This is a genomic window from Chitinibacter fontanus (assembly GCF_013423785.1).
Classification (GTDB): domain Bacteria; phylum Pseudomonadota; class Gammaproteobacteria; order Burkholderiales; family Chitinibacteraceae; genus Chitinibacter; species Chitinibacter fontanus.
Map to the genome: position 1 here is coordinate 114363 of NZ_CP058952.1, position 19802 is coordinate 134164.

Consider the following 19802-nt stretch of genomic DNA (forward strand, 5'->3'; position numbering starts at 1 on the left):
ACGCCTCAGCAGTTTATGATTACAGCTCATTATTTTTGTGAAAAGCATGAATTTATTTAATTCACACACTGTAACCGAGCCCAACATGCAATCGCTGCTAGAACTACGTCACCTCAAAACCATTACCGCTATTGCCGAAGCCGGCAGCCTAACCCGCGCTGCCGAACGGCTACATCTAACGCAATCCGCTCTCTCGCATCAGGTACGATTATTGGAAGATCATTACGGCCTGCCCTTGTTTGCGCGCAAATCTAATCCGCTTAAACTCACTGCCGCGGGTGAAAAACTTGCCACGCTAGCCCGTGATGTGCTGCCAAGTATTGCAGCAACCGAGCGCGATATTGCGCGCTTGCGCGAAGGTCAGGCGGGACAATTGCGCATTGCGGTCGAGTGCCACACTTGTTTTGATTGGCTAATGCCGGCAATGGATCAGTTTCGCCAGCACTGGCCCGAGGTTGAACTCGATATTGTGTCGGGCTTTCATGCTGACCCGGTGCAATTGCTGTATGAAGATCGCGCTGATATCGCGATTGTGTCGGAGGTTGAGTCACAGCCCGAGCTAAGCCATTTACCCTTGTTTAGCTACGACATGGTGGCCTTACTGGCAACCGATCATGCCCTAGCAAGCAAACCTTATTTGGATGCCGCCGATTTCGCTAACGAAACGCTCATTACCTATCCGGTACCGGATGAGATGCTTGATTTGCTACGCAAAGTACTCAAACCTGCCGGCATCAACCCTAAACGTCGTCCAACCGAGCTAACTGTAGCAATGCTGCAATTGGTCGCCAGCCGCCGCGGCATTGCTGCGCTACCACGCTGGAGCGTACAAAGTTATCTGGACCGCGGCTATGTCGTGGCCAAACCCATCACGGCACAAGGATTAAAAAGCGAGCTGTATGCGGCAATGCATACTGATCGCCAACAGGCGGCATATTTAGTTGATTTTGTAGAAACGATGCGCACGGTGAGCGTGCAAAATTTGGCCGACGTGGTTTTACTTTGAGTCGCCACCTTGCTGAGCAGGCTGATGCTGGCGCAAAAATGCCCGCAAAATAGCCTGCTCCACCTTGGCACGCTGCCCTAATGGCACAGGTAATTGCAATTGGAATGCAATCGAATCAATATCTTCTAAATCGATTCGCACCCGCGGCTCCAGTACCAGTGCATTAAGCACTTGCAGGCTCTGCTGCTCAAGCGCGTGCTGTGCTAGCTCATGGTCATACTCGGTAATAGCCTGCTGTCCTGCCGACAATAAGATTAATTCGGCGGCATGCCAATCATCTTCACGCGGGATGCGCACATGCACGGTATGCATGACAAAATGACCCAGCCGCGTTTCATTGAACACCGGATTGGCCAGCAGCAAACTATTCGGTATTGTTACCACTCGCCCCACCGTACCTTGCTGTGAGCTAGCATAGCTAGATTCTGCCACCGTGAACGAGAGCACATTGGTATCGACAACCTGACCTTTGAGCTTATTGAACTCAATCCGATCGCCTACGCTAAACGCATGGGTACTGGTGCGATAAATCGAGCCCATTAGGCACATAATCATTTCTTTGGTTGCCAATACCAAGGCCGCGGCAATGGCAACCATCGAGACCGCCAGCGTTTGCAGTTCGCGCCCCCAAATCAAGGTTAAACCCGCCACAAAAATAATCAGCCAGACATTGCGCAAGGTCACCAGCCAACGGCGCTTCACTTCTACACTCAGGTCGGTGCGTGCGATCACCGAGCGGCGGATTAACCAGCGCCCAATCATCAGCAACAGCACAAACAGCAGCGATGCCACTACATCATGCTGCGTCGGTTTATCGACGGCAGAGGGTAATAGTTCATTCAGCCATTGAGGGGCAGATAGCATAAAGCTCTCCATTGCGATTCACTCTTTCACAGCAAAACAAAAAGCCCTGCAAGGCAGGGCTTAAGACTAGGCAAAATCGGCTTAAGATTTAATCAAAATCTCGTTGTAACGCACAGATACTGCCGCTTCCAACTGATCTTCTGATGGCATACCTTTATTGGCGATCAACAAGTTTTGCAGGACTTTTTCTGCTTCACGCAACAAATAGCGTTTCTGTTGGCGTTTGCTTAAGCGTTTAATTTTCGCGTTCATGGTCAACCTCGTTGATAAATTCAGCGCTGATTATACATCGTCACCCAATGCATTTCAGTGCGCATACCACAACTATTTCATTACCACAGGGGTCGCTGAAGTTGCTTTGGCAAAATTGGGGGGCGGCGTAATACCCATCGAAACATAAATACTGGTTAGTTTGTCCACCCCAATATTGGCCGGGCGAATCCAATCCTTGGGCACATAGAGCAAGCCGCCGCCAATCGGCACTGGTGCGGTCGGTACCAAAATTACTTGATACTCCCGACCTTCGATTTCAACTGGCTCAGGATTGGGCATCAAGGCCAACACTGCGACCCCATCACCGCCAAACAAGCACCATACCGGGCTCATTGCACCAATATCGGCATCCTGTTTTTGATCTAGCAAACCGACAAAGCGATCGGCCAGATTATAAAGACTACCAATCACCGGCAGGCGACGCACCGTACGGTCTACCAATGCTGCCAGCGGTTTTTTTAGCCGCGATTGCACCACGATACCGAGTACATAAATAAAACCAGCCAACAGCAGCGTGCCAGTGATGTATTCCAGCGCAGGATTTTTTACAAAGGTTTGCCCGAAAAAAGCAAAAATGCGCCCAATTAAACTACTTGGGCCAACATAATGATTGAGCAGATTCACCACCCAAGCCAGCAGTGATACCGTCACTAGCAGCGGCAAAAGGGCCAACAGCCCCGCCAGCCAAGTGCGCAACATGCTGTTTAAACTTCTTTTAACCATTTTTTCCTGCACTAAGTCTGAAAAAACCATACTACCAGAGTGTATCAGCCTCAAGCTCACTATTGATAAGCGCTTGCGGCAAATACATCAAGTTACAATTTAGGAATCCGAATCCGACTGATCATTAACGAGCCAGATGCCGCAAACATTAGCGCGAGCGGGTGCAGATAAAAACCTGCAATTTCGATTTTACCGAACCAAAGTTGCGCCCCAATTGCACCATTTGACACCGCCGCGGCCAGTATCAGCACCAGCAATAGCGACGTAGGAATCGGCGTGCCTTCGAAGTATTTCACCTTATCGCTACCATCCGAGAGAGCCTCGGCGGTGATGTTATACCGCGCCAAGCGCGATACGCCGCAAGCGACAAAAAATACTAAAATAATTCGATCAAACAAGCCCTGCATCCCGCAGGCATAACCCATCACCGCCGGTGCAACGCCAAACGAAATCACATCAGCCAGCGAATCGAGCTCACGCCCCAAGGCCGACGATTTTTGTCGCCAGCGTGCAATGCGCCCATCGAGCACATCAAACACCAGCGCGACAAAAATTAGCGCCGCGGCAAAATGCAGATGCAGCGGATCCGATAATTGAATAAAAGACATCACCGCAAACAACGCGCCAGTCCCACAGACTGCGTTACCCAGTGTAAACCAGTCTGCCAGATGAAATTCGCGAATCATCGCAAAGGGTTTAGCCATCATGAACCTTCTAAAAAATCAACATTTGAGAGCACTACACCGCATCGCGGTATTTGCTCATCAATTTCACATAGTGAGCCGCCGAATATTTGAAATGCGCGATTTCGTCTTCGGTGAGTGCGCGCACTTCCTTGGCCGGGCGACCCATATACAGATAGCCCGATTTCAGCACTTTACCCGGTGGCACCAATGAGCCAGCACCGATCATCACATGGTCTTCAATGACCACGCGATCGAGCACAATCGTGCCCATGCCAATCAGGCATTCATTGCCTATCGTACAGCCATGCAGCATCACGCCATGCCCTACCGTCACACGCTCGCCGATCACCAACGGCGCGCCGAGCGGATCATCAGCTCGTTTATGCGTAGTGTGCAGCACGCTGCAATCTTGCACGTTGGAATCCGCACCAATATGGATATGATTCACGTCGCCGCGCAGCACTGCGCCGGGCCAGATCGACACATTTTCGCCCAATTTCACTTCACCAATTACGCTCGCTTGCGCATGCACCCAAGCGCCAGCACTCAGTTCTGGCGCGATGCCGTCAAACACTTCCACTGTCATTTGTTTTCACCCTTGTTAGTGGAGCCACCAGCTTGAATTTACCGACTTGGCGCCCATTTATTCACTACACTCATTATCTAATTCTACCTGAGAGCACCCATGACGACGATCACCCAGCCAAATCCACTGCTCGACTTTACTACCCTACCCCAGTATGCGGCTGTAAAGCCTGAGCACGTTAACCCTGCGCTCGATACGCTATTGGAAAAAGCCAGCGCAGCGATTGCTGCTGCCGAAGCGATTGCCGAGCCAAGCTGGGATGGCCTTGCCGTACTGGAAGAGCCGCTAGAGCAACTAGGCCGCGCCTGGGGCGTGGTGGCGCATCTGGAATCGGTTGTGAATACGCCCGAGCTGCGCGAAGTGTACAACAGCAATATCCCACGCATTTCCAATTTCTTTACCGAGCTAGGTCAAAACGAGCGGCTATTTGCCTTGTACAAAGGCATTAAAGAGCGCGAATACGACTCGCTCAATGCCACGCGCAAAGTGATTATCGACGACGCGATTCGTGGGTTTGTGTTGTCGGGTGCTGAATTGCCAGCTGAGCAAAAACAGCGTTTTAAAGAAATCGAAGAAAAATTATCTGAGCTCACGACGCGCTTTTCACAAAACGTGCTCGACGCCACCGATGATTTTGCGCTGTATGTCAGCAAGGATGAATTAGTCGGCCTGCCGGACGACAACCTCGCGGCAGCCGCTGCGCAAGCGGCCGCCGATGGTAAAGAAGGTTTGTACAAAATCACGCTAAAAATGCCAAGCTATTTGCCGGTGATGCAATACGTGCAAAACCGCCCGCTGCGCGAAAAGCTCTATCACGCCTATGTGACGCGCGCGTCTGAGTTTGGCAAGGCTGAGTGGGACAACGGCGTGTTGATTCCAGAGATCTTGGCGCTGCGCCAAGAAAGCGCGCAATTACTCGGCCATGAAAACTTTGGCGAAACTTCCTTAGTTACCAAAATGGCCGATAGCCCAGAGCAGGTAATTTCATTCTTGAAAGACCTGGCTGCGCGCGCCAAGCCCTATATGCTGGAAGACCGCGCCGAGCTGGAAGCGTTTGCCAAAGCTGAATTTGGCATTGAAAAACTTGAAGCTTGGGATCTGGCGCTGGTGTCGGAACGTCTACGCGAGCAGAAATACTCGTTTAGCGAGCAGGAAGTGAAGCAATACTTCACCGAGCCGACGGTATTGGCTGGCTTGTTTAAATTAATTTCTGAGCTGTATGGCCTGCAATTTGTGCCAGCCCAAGCGCCGGTGTGGCATACCGACGTGCAGTATTTCGAGCTGAAAAACAACGATGGCTCGTTGGTCGGCGGCTTGTATATGGATTTGCACGCCCGCGAAGGTAAGCAAGGCGGCGCGTGGATGAACGATGTACGCGGCCGCAAACTACACGCCGATGGCACAGTGCAAACGCCAGTGGCACTGATCGTGTGTAACTTCGCTAGCGGCGTTGACGGTAAAGACGCAATGTTGCCGCACGACGATGTGATTACGCTATTCCACGAAATGGGCCACGCACTGCATCATTTGCTGACCGAAGTGGACGAGCTGGAAGTTTCGGGCATCAGCGGCGTGGAATGGGATGCGGTTGAATTGCCAAGCCAATTTATGGAAAACTTTGCGTGGGAATGGCAGGTATTGCCAGCTCTGACCAAGCATATCGAGACCTCTGAGGCATTACCCCGCCCCCTATTTGATAAAATGCTGGCAGCAAAAAACTTCCAGAGCGGCTCAGGGCTGCAACGCCAATTGTATTTCTCGATTTTTGATATGGCGCTACACCAAAAATCCGAAGCGATTTCGGCCGGCGATTTAACCGCGTTTGCGCAAGCGGTGCAGCAAGAATTGGCCATGCCTTTACCACCGGAATACAACCGCTTCCCGCAATCGTTTAGCCACATCTTTGCCGGTGGATATGCGGCGGGCTACTACAGCTATAAATGGGCTGAGGTCTTGAGCGCCGACGCGTACGCGGCATTTGAAGAAGCCGCGGATCAAACCGGCAGCAGCGTGGTCAACCCAACGGTCGGTGCGCGGTTCCGCAAGGAAATCCTCGCGGTCGGTGGCTCACGCCCAGCGGCTGAATCGTTCGCTGCCTTCCGTGGCCGTTCCCCAGCGATTGATGCGCTCTTACGGCACAATGGTTTGAGCAATTAATTCGCTTAGGCCGCACGTTTACACCCGCCCCAGCCAGTCTGGGGCTTTTTTTCGCCGTTTATCTAGCTTTCTGCACTCTAGCCACCTGCGCTCTTTCGACTAAGCAACTACGCTAAAAAACTCACCGCAGCAGGAGTTAAGAGTATGAAAATCAAAGTAATTTTAGCCAGCTTAGTACTTGCAGGTTGTGCGCAGCAGCCTGCAATGCACCCTATGAACCCGATGATCGGCGGACATTTTCAGTCTGCAGCCAATCAAGCGATCCAAGGCATGCTGATGGTACACGTCATGGATGGTCATCTGATGCTCAAGGGCAAGGTGATGGGCTTAAAGCCCAATAGTGAACATGGTTTTCATATCCATGAAGTTGGCGATTGCAGCAAGGCTGATTTTAGCAGTGCAGGTGGGCATTTTAACCCTGCGAAAACTAAGCACGGTGCGCCAGACGATGTTCATCACGCGGGGGATTTACCAAACCTGCAGGCGAACGCCCAAGGTGAAGCACCAATTGAAATAATGCTGATGGATTTAAGTGTAGATCCGGGAGCAGCCAATACGCTAATCGGCCGTGCCGTGGTTATTCATGCCAACCCTGATGACTACACCACTCAGCCTGCAGGCAATTCGGGTGGGCGCATCGCTTGCGCGGTGATTAGCCAAATGTAATACCCACACTAGGTATAAAGTTGAAGCTCCTATCATCAGGCAACTTCAACTCTATACCTCTAGTGCAAAGCCTTCCAATGCAGCATCACTTCAAGCTGATCAATTAGTTCACACCAATCGGAGTCTTCTTCGCGCCCTTCACGTAGAAACTCGCATTGGGAATAACTGAAAAATGGCGCCGCAACAATGCTGATTTCCTGAGGCAGTGGGTGCTCATCGACGAAACGAGTAATGGCCTGTGGCCGATTGTCTAGACCCAACTGGCTAAATAATTGCGACATGGGATGAAATGGCGCTTGCATGATGCTTCTCCTGCGCGGTGAATTCACTGGCATGCTCTAGCCTACACAGTACCGCGCAGTTCAAAGATGAATTATTTAAAATCAAGCGACTAACGTCAATTCTGCGGCGCTGTCATCAAACGGGTAATTACAGTAGGCATCAACTGTGGCGCAGCGCTCTAAATGAGTGACTAAAGCTGGCCAAGGCTGCGCCCAAATCTCGGCAAATAATTGCTCACCAGAATGAGTCAGCGCAAAGGCAAAATCATCCTGACCAATTTTGCACTGTGCATTAACACCAAGGCTTGAATTGCCGCGCGGATCGCACCGATGCCAGCCGTGCGAAGCCAACCAATACGCCACCAAACCGTGCCAGCTTAAAGCTGAATCAGCCCCGTCCCATCTCAAGCGCTGATAACACAAACCGGCAGCAATCCCATTGGCACGTAGTAATGCGACCAGCAAATGGCTTTTACCAAAGCACAAGCTACTCCCCTGAATCAAGACCTCCGATGCCTTAATCGTCATGGTGTCGCGCTGAAAATCAATCACGTGCTCGATTTGGTCCCGAACAAACTCAAAGCAATTGATCACGGTTTGTTCAACCGAATCATCGGCCAAAATTAAAGCTTGCGCGGTAATCGCTGGATGATGCCAATCAATTACCGGGCAAGCTGCTAAATAAGGGTCAAGATCTTGCAAAATCAGCCTCTGATAAATTAATGAAAACGCCAGCGATCGCGCAATTGCTCCAAAGTTTCTTCTTCGCAAGACATTGGCGCGCAACGGCGGGGTTGATTCCATTCGCTATTCAAATAGAAAGGCGAGCGCGAGAAAGCATCGTAATGAATCCCGGACAGCACTCCTCGTAAGAATGTGTACAGTTTTGTCAGAAATCGGCGCATTTTGTTGCCTCTTTGTTCTCAAATCTTTAGATGTTGTTATCATAGATGGCACTTCATCGGCCGATAAGCGCCATTTTTGGAATACACTGTTCTGATATGAAAACAATACTAGATCCAGATGCATTGCTTGCTTTCGAATCACTTTCACGTCTTGGTAGCTTTACCGCCGCAGCACAAGAACGCGGCTGCGCCAAAAGCCACGTTAGCCAATTAATTCGCGAGCTGGAAAAAGAACTCGGTACCGTACTGGTGCTACGCAGTACTCGCAGCATGACGCTCACCGAAGCGGGACAAAAACTATTGCCACATGCAGTTGCGCTGCGTGAGTTACTAGGGCAAGTGCGGCTCGATATTGAAGACACCCAACAACTGATTGAAGGCGAGTTATGGATTAGCACCACACCATCGCTATCGCAATATGCCATCGGTCCCTTGATGGCTGAGCTGGCGCGGCTGCACCCACTGCTGCGGATCCGGGTGGATTCCAATAATCGGCTGATTTCACCGGGCGCCGATGGTGTCGATTTCTGCATTCGGGTTGGCCGAGTGGGCGACGAACGTTTGGTGGCCAAAGCACTGGGCTTTGCGCAAGACAAATTGTTTGCAGCCCCCGGCTATCTGGCCAGTGCACCGCCGCTGAATCACCCCGAAGATTTGATTCATCATGCCACTTTAATCAATGACGATTACCAATATTCGCGCCAATGGTTATTGATGAATGGACAGGAAGAATATCGAGCGGCCCTAAAACCAGTGTTGTGCAGTGACACCAATCCAACTTTGGCGGTGAGCGCGATCAATGGCTACGGTGTGGCCCTGCTGCCGCAGTTTGTGGGGGAAACCTATTGCAAATTGGGTTTATTAGAAGCCATTCTGCCCCAATGGCATGCCAACCCGATTCCGGTGTTTTTGGTTTATCCGTATCGGTCCAGCATGCCGCGCAAATACCGGATTTTCATTGATTTTATTGTTGAAGCGCTACGACCACGGTTAGCAGCTCAAGCATAAAGTCGGGAGTATTGCTCTATAGGCCATATTTTTCCTTCATTCTGGCCACATACGCCACAATATTACCTTTGCTGGCAGCGTAGGCTTGCAATTCACCACTAAAATGCGGGCAGATCGCACTCTGGCAAAAAGCGAACACGGTGGCATCGGCAGAGCAAACTTGCTCCCCTAGCAAAAATGGCTTGTCGGCTAGAAAATCAGCCAAGGCATCCAAATCTTGCTGTGCCAGGCGGATGCGTTCAGCACTCTGGTGCCGCCCCATACCCTGCGCCTGCAAGCTGCGGCCAATTTTACGCCGTACCAAGGTCGGAATTAGTTCACGTAACGGCCATGGCAAAAAGCGAAAATAGGTTTTCGGGCCCCGCTGAAAATTTGCCTCATTGATCCACCGTTCATACAGCATGGCCCAGTACAGATGGTCTTCCATCATTTTTTCAAATGCCCAAGCGATAGCCAATTGCGCAGCGCTTAAATGCGCATTGAGGGTGAGCGCGTATTTTTGCTCCAGATGCCAATAAATAAAGCTCGAATCGGCAATAATCTGCTCACCATCTTGCAGATAAGGCAGCTTGCCTTTGGGGGCATTGCCATAGCCGCGCCGATTAATAGTGAATGGCAAGCCAGCCATTGTGAGCACCGTCATGGTTTTTACCACAAAGGGGCTAATATCGGGTAAGCCATAAGCTGGCCCAAAACCATATAACGTGATCTCGCTCATCTACAGCGTCCTCGCTCGTCATTCAATCGGTGTCTTGCCCGCATCATGCCAGACTCAGCCGCCTTGCGCGGCATCGTGTGCGTAGACTGTATTAGCCTAAATTCCAAGCAAGCACCGACCCCGATGCCGACAGGCTTTACAAAATCCTGCGCAAGCTGACAACAAATCTGGTATCTTCGCAGCCCCTATGGTTTTCAACGGTTACAAGCACATACCCAACTAGGTGTGTGCCCTGTTTGCTAGGTATTCACCCATGATGGCCCGAACCCACATTGCATTTGCCTCACTGATGATGGTGGCTTGCAGTGTTGGCATTTTGCAGCGCATGCCGCAATTGCATGAAGTTGCCCTAGCGGGCGCGGCCGGGCTGCTACCCGATTTAGATCACCCCAAATCGACTTTTGGCCGAATTGTGCCGTATATCTCGATCCCACTCGCCGCCATTCTGGGGCATCGCGGCTTCACTCATTCACTGCTGATGGTCGCCAGCATGGTGTATTTACTACTGACCTATCATCAGCAACACAATTGGCCGGTGTTGCCGCTGGTTGTTGGCTATCTTTCGCATCTGATCGGCGATATGCTCACCCCATCAGGCGTGCCATTACTGTGGCCAGTTCGGCAGAAATTTTCGCTGAATCTGTTTAAATCAGACGGCTGGATGGAGCACAGTATTTATCGCGCCTGCTGGCTTGGCGTGGGTTATTTTGTCTGGGTGGCGCTTGAACGGCCGGGCAATCAGTGGATTGCCCCATTGCGACTCGACTTGCAAACCCAGCTAGTGGATTTACTCAGCCACAGCAAAACCATGCTGGTACAGTTAGTGATTCGCCTAGCCTCCACCTAGGTATAGTTACGTAAGCTTTTAAAAATAAAGCCTGTGAAACCATACCTATATCAATCACATCAACAATCGCTCTGCTAACCCCGACTGCCGCTCAACCTTTTTGGCAATTGCTTGCCGTATTGTGCTCGCTTCGCCCCAGAGGGTGACTTTGGTTTTGGCGCGGGTGATGGCGGTGTAGACTAGCTCTCGGCTCAGCAATGGGCTAGCGCCGGATTCGCTGCTGGGTAGCAGCAGCAACACATGCGCAAATTCCGAGCCTTGCGACTTGTGGACGGTGAGCGCAAAGGCGGTTTCGACGCTAGCGAGGCGCGATGGCGCGACTTTGCGTGTGCCGCCTTCAGCCTCGAGAAAATGTACCCATAGCTTGCCGTTGGCATCGGGCAAAGTCAGGCCGATATCGCCATTGAATAAATTAAGCTCGTACAAGTTTTGCGGCACCAGTACGGCGCGGCCGGCGTACCACGCTTGGTCAGGCAGGCGCAGGCCACGTTTGGCGAGGCTTTGCTCAAGCTGCGCATTGATTTGCTCGACGCTGGCTAGGCCACGGCGCAAGGGGCTGAGCACGCGAAATTGATCAAAGGCGGCAAACACGCTGGCGGCGTTTTCATCGTCGGGCTGCTGTTGCATACGCTCAGCAAAGGCTTTCACCGCCGCAAAATACGGCGCGTAGCCCGCCCAAATCGGGGCTAAAAGCGCGGCACTGTGCGTGGCTGGGTTGCTGTCTTGCCACTGTAGCGGCGCATCGGCTTGCGGCGCGCTCTGCGCTGATTCATGCAGCAGCTCAAACACCTTTTTGCTTTGCTCGCCATTAATGGCTTTGGCCAGCTGACCAATCACGCCTGAAAAACGGTAGCTTTTTTGCAGCGTAATCACGTGATCGCCCATGATGCTAGGCGAGAATTCGGGGCTAATCGTTTGGCCGGTTAAATCGCTTAATTGCGCGGCAAACGCAGGAGATAAGGCGGCATCGGTGCATAAATCGCCCATCACTGCACCGGCCTCGACGGAGGCGAGCTGGTCTTTATCGCCCAGCAGCACCAGCCGCGCATGACGCGGCATCGCATCGAGTAATTTACTCATCAAAGCCAAATCGATCATCGACGCTTCATCGACCACCAGCACATCCAGCACCAAAGGCTTGGCGGCATGATGACGAAATTGCACCGCATTGGCTTGATTGCCCAATAGCCGGTGCAAGGTGCTGGCCGTATCGGGGATCAGCGCGCTTAAATCGGCGGGTAATTTGCTGCGCGCTTGGCGAATGGCCTCCTGCATCCGGTTGGCCGCCTTGCCAGTGGGCGCGGCCAGCATAATCCGCAGTGGCGGCTGGCCTTGCGATAGTTGCTGCGCCTGAAATAGCGCCAGCAGCCGCACCACCGTCGTGGTTTTGCCCGTACCGGGGCCACCGCTAATCACCATCAATTGTTTTTGTAGCGCCGCCGCTGCCGCGACGCGTTGCCAATCGATCTCGGCACTGGGCGCGCCAAACAGGCGGCTGATTTGCGCGCTCAAGTCTACGGCAGCGTTCAATCCAACGGCGGGGGCTTCGCAGCGCTCGCGCAATTGGGCGGCTAGCCGTGCTTCATAGGCGTGATAACGCGCCAGATACAAGCGATTTAACTCGCCAATCAACGGGCAAAAATCGCCCGCGCGCCCGACCAAACCCGTGCGATACCACGCATCGACATCAGTACCCGCTGGAATCGGCACGCACACATCGCCGCGCTCGGTGGCGCTGGCCGCCTGCAGCGCCAGCCCCAATAAATCAGGTGGCGCGGCAGGTACTTGGCGGCGCAGTAATTGCACAAAGGCTTGCGCAAAGGCGGAGCTATTGCGCTCAATCAGCGGATCGATTGCGGCGCTTGTGGTCATCATTGGCGGCATTTACACCCCTCCCAAGGCTTGATTGAGCGCATAAATCAACGCGGCACTGGGCTTGTCAAACCAAATGCCATTTTCGCCCGCTTGCGGGTGCATCCCGCGGATAAACAAATACAACACGCCGCCAAAATCGCGCTGGTAATCATAAGCATCGCCCATGCGGCTTTGCATATGCCGATGCCACGCAATCACATACAACAGATATTGCAAATAATAATGCGCGTCGGCCATCGCCTCGGTCAGCGCGGCACGGCCATAGTCGGCAAAATCAGCGCCTAAGTAGTTTGATTTGTAATCGGCAATGAAATAGCGCCCTTGGTGGATGCACACCAAGTCAATCACACCATTTAAATACGCCTGCGCCTGCTCGGGCTTGAGTCGACTGCTGGCGGCAATAAACTCGGCTGGCAGGCCAAATTCGGGCTGCGCCAATACGCGGCAAAAGGCCGCCAGATTGAGCTTGGGGCAATGCATCAAAAATGGCCATTCATTCAAACGCTGCTTTTTGCTTAAATCGCGCAGCGCAAAGCCCACATTACCCAGAGGGGTATCAATCACTTCGCCCAGCCAATTAGCCAGCTCTGGCAACATACCCTCATCCTGCTCGGCCAGATCGGCATCCTTAGCCAGCAAACCCGCGCGTTGCAATTGCGCAGCGATCGGTATTTGCCAGCCTTGGCGATCAACCTGGCTAAAATCCCAATGTTCAAACATGCCATGAAGCGCCGTACCCGCGTCGGCACCGCGTTTAAATGTAAATCGCAGTGGCAGGTCTGGCGCGAGCTGCGTTGCGCCAGCCTCAATCGCAGCGGCATCGTGATCGGCGCCGCTTTCACTGTGCTTGGCCTGCCCGCGTGATAAACCCGAAAAGCTCACCATCCGCCACGGCGCCGCCAATGGCCGCGGCAGCCACACGGCGGCGCTTAATTTTTGCTGCGTGCGGCGCTCGGGCTGATACGCAGCGCGCTCGATGGGCCACGCACTGACCGAGACATCACCCAATTGCGTAAACGCCGCTTGTATTTCGTCGAGCGTGCATTCACCAATTTGGGTATTGAGTGGTTTTTGCTCGTGGTACAGCACCTGCGCCAGCGGCGCGTTTTGCATGCCCGATTTTGAGCTGGCATGCAGTTTTTCAAACGCCGGATACGCCAAATACAGCCGATGCTTGGCGCGAGTTAAGGCCACATACAATAGCCGCATTTGTTCTGCTTTGGCCTCAAACTGCGCACGATCAATGGCCGCGGCGCGCTCGCTGGTTCCGGCATCGACCCATAATTGTTCATGCTCATCGTGAAAAGCCACCAATTGCTGATCGCGCACTAGTTCAGTACGGGTTTTCCACGCATACGGGCAAAACACGATGGGGTATTCCAAACCTTTGGAGGCATGAATGGTGACAATCTTGACCCGATCGGCATCGCTTTCCAGCCGCATTTGCTGGCTTTCGGCACTGTGATCGGGCTCGGCCACCTGCCGATCAAGCCAAGCCAGCAATAGCGCAGGGCTGGGGCGAGCGCGCGTTTCGTTTTGAATCAGCTCGGCTACGTGCAATAAATTGGTCAAGCGGCGCTCGCCATCGGCAAAAGCCAGCAGCCGCGCAGGCGTGCGGCTTTCCACCAGCCAGCGGCGGAACATCACCATAAACCCAGCTTTACGCCATTCATCACGCAAGATCTGCAGACGCTCTACTTGCGCCAGCCAAGCCGCATCATCGGCGATCAGCGCCTGCAATTGCGGCACCGATAAACCCACAATGCTGCTGACCAAGGCGCGGCGCAGCAAGGCCGAATTGGCTGGCTCATTGGCGGCCTGCAGCAAGGCGAGTAAGCCGCGCGCCTCATCCGAATCAAACACACTTTGCCGCGATTGCGATACAGAGGGCACGCCCAAGTCGCTGAGTGCCCGCCGCATCTGGCTGGCCTGCTGATGGCTGCTGACCAGCACCGCTATATCGCCCGGCGCTAAGGCGCGCTCGCCCAGCTGCGCGTGCCCCGCTTGCGCCAGCCGCAGCAAATTGGCGATTTCTTGCGCCACGCCCTGATGGCAGAGCTGCTCGGCCTTGGCGGCTTTGTAGCCATCAAACACAAAAGCATGTACCGCTTTGCGCTCATCGCGCACTTGCAGCTTGGACGCACCGGCTTGTTTGGCCTGTATATGCGGATGCGTTATTTTTTCTTCGATAAACGCCGTTTCCGGCGCAAACAGCGCATTCACAAACGCAATGATCGGCGCATCAGAGCGGTAATTGGTATCAATCGAATAGCGTCCACTCGCCTGCTCACGCGCGTGCAGATAGGCATACACATCTGCGCCACGAAAAGCATAAATCGCCTGCTTCGGATCGCCCACCATGAAAAACGGCAGCGGCTCGGCCTGATCGCTGGTGGCGCCAAAGAGCGAGTTAATGATCGTAAACTGGGTTGGGTCGGTGTCTTGAAATTCATCAACCAAGGCCGCCCGATATTTCAGCCGCACTTTGGCGATCAAATGCTCAGCGCGCTGCGGGTCACGCAAGGCGCGCGCCAACATCGTCAGGCTATCGTCAAACGACATTTGTCCGGCTTGCGCTTTGCGCAGCGCCAATTGCTGACGCACCACCTCGCCGAAGCGCAATAGCCAATGATTAAAGTAGAGCTCGAGATCTGCATCGCGCGATTTTTGGCTATCGAGCAAATCATCTAGCGCCGTAAAAAACGCATGCTGCGGCGGCATATCGCCCTGTTTAACAAATTTGGCCAGCAGCGAGTCATTGAGTTTGCTTTGCGCTAGCAGCGCAAATTGGCGCGGCAAGGGCTGCTTGGGCTGCGCGAAAAACGCGGCAAATTGATCTAACCATGCGGGCTCGGCGGCAAAATCGAGTTTGGCGGTTTTTTTAAATTTTTGCACGCTCAAACCCGCGCGCAAGATAGCCGCCACCTCAGTTGGCTGCCAGCTTTGGTGGCAACGCGCCAGCGCCGCTTGCCAACGCTGCTCGATTTGCTCAAGAGTGCTGGCTGCGGGTAATGGCAACAAGACAGCTGGGTCGAGCTTGGCTAGCTGGCTGGCTAATCTGGCCAGCGTGTCGACGGTGATATTGTGCTCGGCCAAATAAGTCGCCCACGATACTTCAGCGGGGTACACGTCGCTACGCCAGAAATCACGAGCGATCTGCGCCAATACCTCGCTCTCATCTCTCACCATCGTACGGTCAAAATCAAAGCCGGCTTCAAATGCCTGCTCGGTGAGTAATCGCTGACAAAAACTATGAATCGTCGAGATCGCCGCGCAATCGAGCGTGGCCAGCGCCAGCCGCAATTGCTCCAACAGTGGCGCAGGATCTTGGCCTTGCTCGGTAATTTGCTGCCACACCTGCGAGCAAAAGGCTTCGGGCTCGCCATTGACGGCAAACGGCGTGCGCTCAGCCAGCGTTTGCGCCAGCTGCGCCAAGCGGGTGCGGATACGATCTTTCAACTCGGCGGTGGCCGCCTTGGTAAAGGTCACCACCAAAATTTGCTCGGGCAATAAGGCGCGGCTTAAATCAAAGCGCGGCGTGGCCGTGGCATCTGTGGCGCCTAAAATCAGCCGAGCATACAGGCCAGTGATGTTGAAAGTTTTGCCGGTACCGGCAGAGGCCTCAATCAGATTGCGCCCGGCCAGCGGCACTTGGTGCACGTCGAGCGGCTGAAACTGGATGGTGCTCATACGGGCTCCTGTTGCGCTTGAAATTGCTCAATATCGGCGGCTAAATCGCGTTTTTGCACAGTAGCCTGCATCAGCTCAAATAGCCGCAGCGACCAATCGGCAAATGTCTCGCGCAGTGGCGAATCTTCGGCCAGCGCGTCATCTGGCCACAGCAATCGATTGCTGGCATCGCTGCCCTCGCCCACTTTGGTGTAGCTGTCGTACCACACGCCCTCGGCTTTGCTCCAGCGTTTGTCTTCTTCGGCAGCAATCCACGCCAGCGCCGTTTTGGTAAACAATGGCTGCGGCGCTTGCCAATGCGCACGATAAAAGCGTAGGTATTCGAGTAATTGCTCTTTGGCGCTGTCGGCCTCAATCAGCGGGAAATACCACACCCATTCGGGCGACAGTACGCGGGTTTGTACAACGGTCAGCGCCAATTGCGATTGGACGGCACACAAAGCCAGATGCCGTAACCAGTAGCGAATCACATCGCGGGGATACACGGTACTGCGTGCAATGATTTGCCCGGCGGGATACAGCTCGTTCAGGCTGATTTGCAATAGTGTCGTTACGCCACAGTCCGCATCGTGCAGCTCAAGGCTCGTGCTAAACACCGGTAATGGTGTTGCGTGCCGATAAATCGGCAATGCTTCGCGCAGCACCAGCGCGGCACTAATTTGCTCAGTCAGCAGCAATTGCCCCGGCGCGCCGAGGGGCGCTTTGCCTTGCGCGCGTAATAAATCAATCGCTGACTCACCATATTGCAACGCGGCATCGCGCACTTGGCGGTCAGCAAAATCGCGCAAATCAAAGGGCTCATCTTCAGGCAAGGCCCCATCAGCCTCATCAAGCACCAGATTGGCGCGCAGGCGCAGATAATAGGCGGCCGGTTTGATCACGGCATCGGCCAGATCATTCAGGCTCAGCTGCTCAGGCACTGCGAGGTCAAACGATGATGTCGCCGTCACCTCATTAGCCGGCGCAGAGTCGTCTTCCAAGCCCAGCAATCGATTGGCCGCATCGGCCCACAGCGGATTATACGAAGGGGTATTGCCTACAAAGGCTTTTGGGCTAAAGACTTGCAGCGGATACTCTGTCGTAATGGATTTAAGCAAGGCGCTGCCATCATCATCCGCATCCCCCGCCAAACCAAAGCCTTGCCGTACGCAGTCTTGCAAATCCGCCACCAGCACCGACGGCGGATAGGCCTCGTTATCGAGCACGCCGCGCCCCACCCACGATAAATACAGCGCATCGCGCGCAGCCAGCATGATTTCCAAAAACAGAAAACGATCATCCAAGCGCCGCGAGCGATCACCCAATTGCGGATTTTGCGCAATCAGATCAAAACCAGCGCTAGGTGGATTGCGCGGAAAATCGCCTTCGTTCAGGCCCAATAGCGCAATCACCCGAAACGGCAATCCGCGCATCGGCACCATGGTACAAAAAGTAATGCCGCGCGACATAAAGCCCGAGCCTCGGCTGGAGGTATCAAAGCGGTAGCGCAGATCATCAAGCACCACGGCGCGCTCTACCTCGAGTTGCAGCTCGGCCAGTTGAGCCTGCTCCGCCAGATTGGCCAGCGATTCACGGATCGACTGCACCAGCAGCCGCTCGGCATCGATTTCGTCGTCAAACGCCAGAAAGTCTTCCAGCAATTGCAGTGCGGTCAGGCTCCAATCGTGCAAGCTGCGCGGCTGCGCCAGCCGCGCGCGCCATAGTGACAGCGTATCGATTAGCGTTTTGAGCTTGGCCAGCAGCGCCACTTGCGAGCCTTCGAGCTGATCCCACGGCGCAATGCCGTGCCACAGCGGTACAGTTTCGCCCGCCAGACTTTGCGGCAACGCTGCGCCGAGCAATAGGCTATCGATCCCAGCCTGCCAGGTATTGGCCTGCCCCAGCGCAGCCAGAGCGGCGGGGCCGCCGAGTTGATCGGCAAATTCTGCGCGATGCGCCGCGTCCAGCCCCCAGCGGATGCCCGCCGCAGCAATCCAGTGCTGCAGCGTCGCCAACTCATCGGCGGCAATACCAAAGCGACGCGCCAATTGCGGCGTTTCGATCAGGCCAAAAATCTCATCGGCGGTGCAGCGGCTATCGGGCAGATTAAATAACTGCAAATACACCTCAATCGCTGGGCATTCCTGCGCGGTGGTTAAATCGGCGATGTTATACGGCAGCACCGGTGCGCCCGCTGCCGCCGCGCCACCAAAGACGGCCTCGATCAGCGGTGCATACGGGCCCAGATCGGGCAGCAACACGGCGATATCAGACGCCTTGAGCGTCGTATCGCGCATTAGCATGGCGCACAATTGATCGTGCAGCACTTCCACTTCGCGCATCGCGCTATGGCAACTATGAAAAGTAAGTGATCTATCATCGGCCACGACGCGATAGCGTTGATCATGACCACGCTCGTGCAAATGTAAAATATCGGATTGAATTTGCCGCAGTAAATTGGCATCAGCCAAGTTGGCGCACGGGTCACTAAACAGCGGGCCTTCACCGCCGACACTCCACGGAAAACGCTCGGTAATCGCCCGAAAAAAATCGCGCCCCGCCTTGCCCATACTCGCCAATAGTGGATGGCCAACATCCAGATACATGCTCTCTTGCTCACGCGCCTCGCGCTTGGCCTGCACGGCATGAAACGCCAACGCCTTCGGGCTGACAATCGCCCCCCATTCAGCCATGCACGGGTTGAGCAAAAACAGATTCACGTCGATGTATTGCGAGAGCGCGCCCAGCACATCGATATACGCGGGTGGCATGCTCGAAACACCAAAGACGGTGAGGCGCTCTGGCAGGCGCTGCGGCTGATGCTCTGCCCATTCGGTAAACAGCCGCACAAACATCTCGGCGCGATGCGGCGCGGCGTCGCCATATTGACCGGCGCGGATGCTGTCCTTCACCTCGCACCATAGCTTAGCCTGCCAGGCTTCATCGGGCCCCAGATTACCGAGCAAACGCCCCTCTTCCCACGCCGAAATCCAGTCGCTGCGAAACACCAGATATTGGTCAAACACATCAGCCAGCTTGCCTGCCAGCGCCATCCGCCGCCGCGCATCGCCTTCAGCCAGATACGCCGCCACAATCGGGCTGGCCTCGCGCGCCTGCGATTGCGGCAATAGGCCAAACAGCCTCCAAGCCAGTGGGCCCGAGCTATACGGTGAATCGGCTGGCAAGCCCGGCATCGCGTCCTGCAACAAGCGCCAGATAAACCCCGCCGGCAGCGCAAAATCCACCCCCGCGCAAATCCCCACCCGCTCGGCCAACTGAAAACGCAACCAGCGCTCCATCCCCTTGCTCGACACAATGATTTTTTCACTGGCAAACGGGTCGGACAGCGGCACCGCAAACAGCGCTTGCATCAGTTCAAACAGATTTTCTAGGCGATTGGATTGAAAGAGGTTCAGGCGTGACGCAGCATTAGTCATGGCACAGTCCGAGACGGGAGGCCTTTATTCTAACTGATTTCGGTTCTGACGATGGGCTGACAGGAATGCGTTATTACAATGACTCACACTCACTTTGAGTA

General features: G+C 54.2%; 16 protein-coding genes. 5 read left to right on the top strand and 11 right to left on the bottom strand.

The features are described 5' to 3' along the window. Window positions 1-85 precede the first annotated feature (85 nt). Window positions 86-1006, top strand: a complete 921-nt coding sequence (locus tag HZU75_RS00530) for a LysR family transcriptional regulator (protein ID WP_180308680.1) — start codon at window positions 86-88, stop codon at window positions 1004-1006. Here HZU75_RS00530 and HZU75_RS00535 read toward each other — a convergent pair. The 5 genes from HZU75_RS00535 to HZU75_RS00555 form a co-directional block, all read right to left on the bottom strand. Beyond that, window positions 998-1870 carry a mechanosensitive ion channel family protein gene (locus HZU75_RS00535; RefSeq protein WP_180307288.1) on the bottom strand — a complete coding sequence of 291 codons (873 nt, stop codon included), beginning with the start codon at window positions 1868-1870 and terminating at the stop codon, window positions 998-1000. The genes HZU75_RS00530 and HZU75_RS00535 overlap by 9 nt on opposite strands. An 81-nt stretch (window positions 1871-1951) precedes the next feature. Then, window positions 1952-2122, bottom strand: a complete 171-nt coding sequence (locus HZU75_RS00540; protein WP_180307289.1) for a hypothetical protein — start codon at window positions 2120-2122, stop codon at window positions 1952-1954. 72 nt (window positions 2123-2194) lie between these two features. Further along, on the bottom strand, window positions 2195-2866 hold the full coding sequence (locus HZU75_RS00545; protein ID WP_180307290.1) for a DUF502 domain-containing protein: 672 nt from the start codon (window positions 2864-2866) through the stop codon (window positions 2195-2197). 92 nt (window positions 2867-2958) lie between these two features. After that, window positions 2959-3573 carry a CDP-alcohol phosphatidyltransferase family protein gene (locus HZU75_RS00550; RefSeq protein ID WP_228028134.1) on the bottom strand — a complete coding sequence of 205 codons (615 nt, stop codon included), beginning with the start codon at window positions 3571-3573 and terminating at the stop codon, window positions 2959-2961. A gap of 31 nt (window positions 3574-3604) precedes the next feature. Then, a complete protein-coding gene (locus HZU75_RS00555; protein WP_180307291.1) occupies window positions 3605-4138 on the bottom strand; it encodes a gamma carbonic anhydrase family protein in 534 nt (177 codons plus the stop codon). 99 nt (window positions 4139-4237) lie between these two features. Between HZU75_RS00555 and HZU75_RS00560 the strand changes: the two genes are divergently transcribed. After that, the gene (locus tag HZU75_RS00560; RefSeq protein ID WP_180307292.1) at window positions 4238-6295 is read left to right on the top strand and encodes a M3 family metallopeptidase; all 2058 of its coding nucleotides are present in this window, start codon (window positions 4238-4240) and stop codon (window positions 6293-6295) included. Between the two features lie 144 nt (window positions 6296-6439). Beyond that, entirely contained in the window at window positions 6440-6961 is a 522-nt protein-coding gene (locus HZU75_RS00565; RefSeq protein WP_228028135.1) for a superoxide dismutase family protein, read from the top strand. Window positions 6962-7020: 59 nt separating this feature from the next. On the opposite strand, the gene HZU75_RS00570 is transcribed toward HZU75_RS00565, so the two are convergent. Both HZU75_RS00570 and HZU75_RS00575 read right to left on the bottom strand, forming a co-directional pair. Next, window positions 7021-7263: a DUF2789 domain-containing protein gene (locus HZU75_RS00570; protein WP_180307293.1), complete on the bottom strand. Its 243-nt coding sequence runs from the start codon at window positions 7261-7263 to the stop codon at window positions 7021-7023. Window positions 7264-7344: 81 nt separating this feature from the next. Then, window positions 7345-8046, bottom strand: a complete 702-nt coding sequence (locus tag HZU75_RS00575; protein ID WP_180307294.1) for a transglutaminase-like domain-containing protein — start codon at window positions 8044-8046, stop codon at window positions 7345-7347. Between the two features lie 197 nt (window positions 8047-8243). Here HZU75_RS00575 and HZU75_RS00580 point away from each other — a divergent pair, with 197 nt between their 5' ends. Further along, complete coding sequence (locus tag HZU75_RS00580) at window positions 8244-9155, top strand: LysR family transcriptional regulator (RefSeq protein WP_180307295.1); 912 nt, start codon at window positions 8244-8246, stop codon at window positions 9153-9155. Window positions 9156-9171: 16 nt separating this feature from the next. Here HZU75_RS00580 and HZU75_RS00585 read toward each other — a convergent pair whose 3' ends face one another. Beyond that, window positions 9172-9873: a glutathione S-transferase family protein gene (locus HZU75_RS00585; protein WP_180307296.1), complete on the bottom strand. Its 702-nt coding sequence runs from the start codon at window positions 9871-9873 to the stop codon at window positions 9172-9174. 253 nt (window positions 9874-10126) lie between these two features. Between HZU75_RS00585 and HZU75_RS00590 the strand changes: the two genes are divergently transcribed. Then, window positions 10127-10720, top strand: coding sequence for a metal-dependent hydrolase (locus HZU75_RS00590; protein ID WP_180307297.1), 594 nt, complete (start codon window positions 10127-10129; stop codon window positions 10718-10720). 54 nt (window positions 10721-10774) lie between these two features. Here HZU75_RS00590 and recD read toward each other — a convergent pair whose 3' ends face one another. The 3 genes from recD to recC are packed head-to-tail and all read right to left on the bottom strand — an operon-like array spanning window position 10775 to window position 19701. Further along, the gene (recD, locus tag HZU75_RS00595; protein ID WP_180307298.1) at window positions 10775-12604 is read right to left on the bottom strand and encodes an exodeoxyribonuclease V subunit alpha; all 1830 of its coding nucleotides are present in this window, start codon (window positions 12602-12604) and stop codon (window positions 10775-10777) included. Continuing rightward, window positions 12605-16285 (bottom strand): exodeoxyribonuclease V subunit beta, encoded by a 3681-nt coding sequence (gene recB / locus HZU75_RS00600; protein ID WP_180307299.1) that lies wholly within the window; start codon window positions 16283-16285, stop codon window positions 12605-12607. Continuing rightward, window positions 16282-19701, bottom strand: coding sequence for an exodeoxyribonuclease V subunit gamma (recC, locus tag HZU75_RS00605; RefSeq protein WP_180307300.1), 3420 nt, complete (start codon window positions 19699-19701; stop codon window positions 16282-16284). Before recC ends, recB begins: the two co-directional genes overlap by 4 nt. Between the last annotated feature and the right edge of the window lie 101 nt (window positions 19702-19802).

Coding starts and splice junctions, on each gene's coding strand:
- HZU75_RS00530 (WP_180308680.1), top strand. CDS start 86: ATGCAATCGCTGCTAGAACTACGTCACCTCAAAACCATTACCGCTATT.
- HZU75_RS00535 (WP_180307288.1), bottom strand. CDS start 1,870: ATGCTATCTGCCCCTCAATGGCTGAATGAACTATTACCCTCTGCCGTC.
- HZU75_RS00540 (WP_180307289.1), bottom strand. CDS start 2,122: ATGAACGCGAAAATTAAACGCTTAAGCAAACGCCAACAGAAACGCTAT.
- HZU75_RS00545 (WP_180307290.1), bottom strand. CDS start 2,866: ATGGTTAAAAGAAGTTTAAACAGCATGTTGCGCACTTGGCTGGCGGGG.
- HZU75_RS00550 (WP_228028134.1), bottom strand. CDS start 3,573: ATGATGGCTAAACCCTTTGCGATGATTCGCGAATTTCATCTGGCAGAC.
- HZU75_RS00555 (WP_180307291.1), bottom strand. CDS start 4,138: ATGACAGTGGAAGTGTTTGACGGCATCGCGCCAGAACTGAGTGCTGGC.
- HZU75_RS00560 (WP_180307292.1), top strand. CDS start 4,238: ATGACGACGATCACCCAGCCAAATCCACTGCTCGACTTTACTACCCTA.
- HZU75_RS00565 (WP_228028135.1), top strand. CDS start 6,440: ATGAAAATCAAAGTAATTTTAGCCAGCTTAGTACTTGCAGGTTGTGCG.
- HZU75_RS00570 (WP_180307293.1), bottom strand. CDS start 7,263: ATGCAAGCGCCATTTCATCCCATGTCGCAATTATTTAGCCAGTTGGGT.
- HZU75_RS00575 (WP_180307294.1), bottom strand. CDS start 8,046: ATGGAATCAACCCCGCCGTTGCGCGCCAATGTCTTGCGAAGAAGAAAC.
- HZU75_RS00580 (WP_180307295.1), top strand. CDS start 8,244: ATGAAAACAATACTAGATCCAGATGCATTGCTTGCTTTCGAATCACTT.
- HZU75_RS00585 (WP_180307296.1), bottom strand. CDS start 9,873: ATGAGCGAGATCACGTTATATGGTTTTGGGCCAGCTTATGGCTTACCC.
- HZU75_RS00590 (WP_180307297.1), top strand. CDS start 10,127: ATGATGGCCCGAACCCACATTGCATTTGCCTCACTGATGATGGTGGCT.
- recD (WP_180307298.1), bottom strand. CDS start 12,604: ATGCCGCCAATGATGACCACAAGCGCCGCAATCGATCCGCTGATTGAG.
- recB (WP_180307299.1), bottom strand. CDS start 16,285: ATGAGCACCATCCAGTTTCAGCCGCTCGACGTGCACCAAGTGCCGCTG.
- recC (WP_180307300.1), bottom strand. CDS start 19,701: ATGACTAATGCTGCGTCACGCCTGAACCTCTTTCAATCCAATCGCCTA.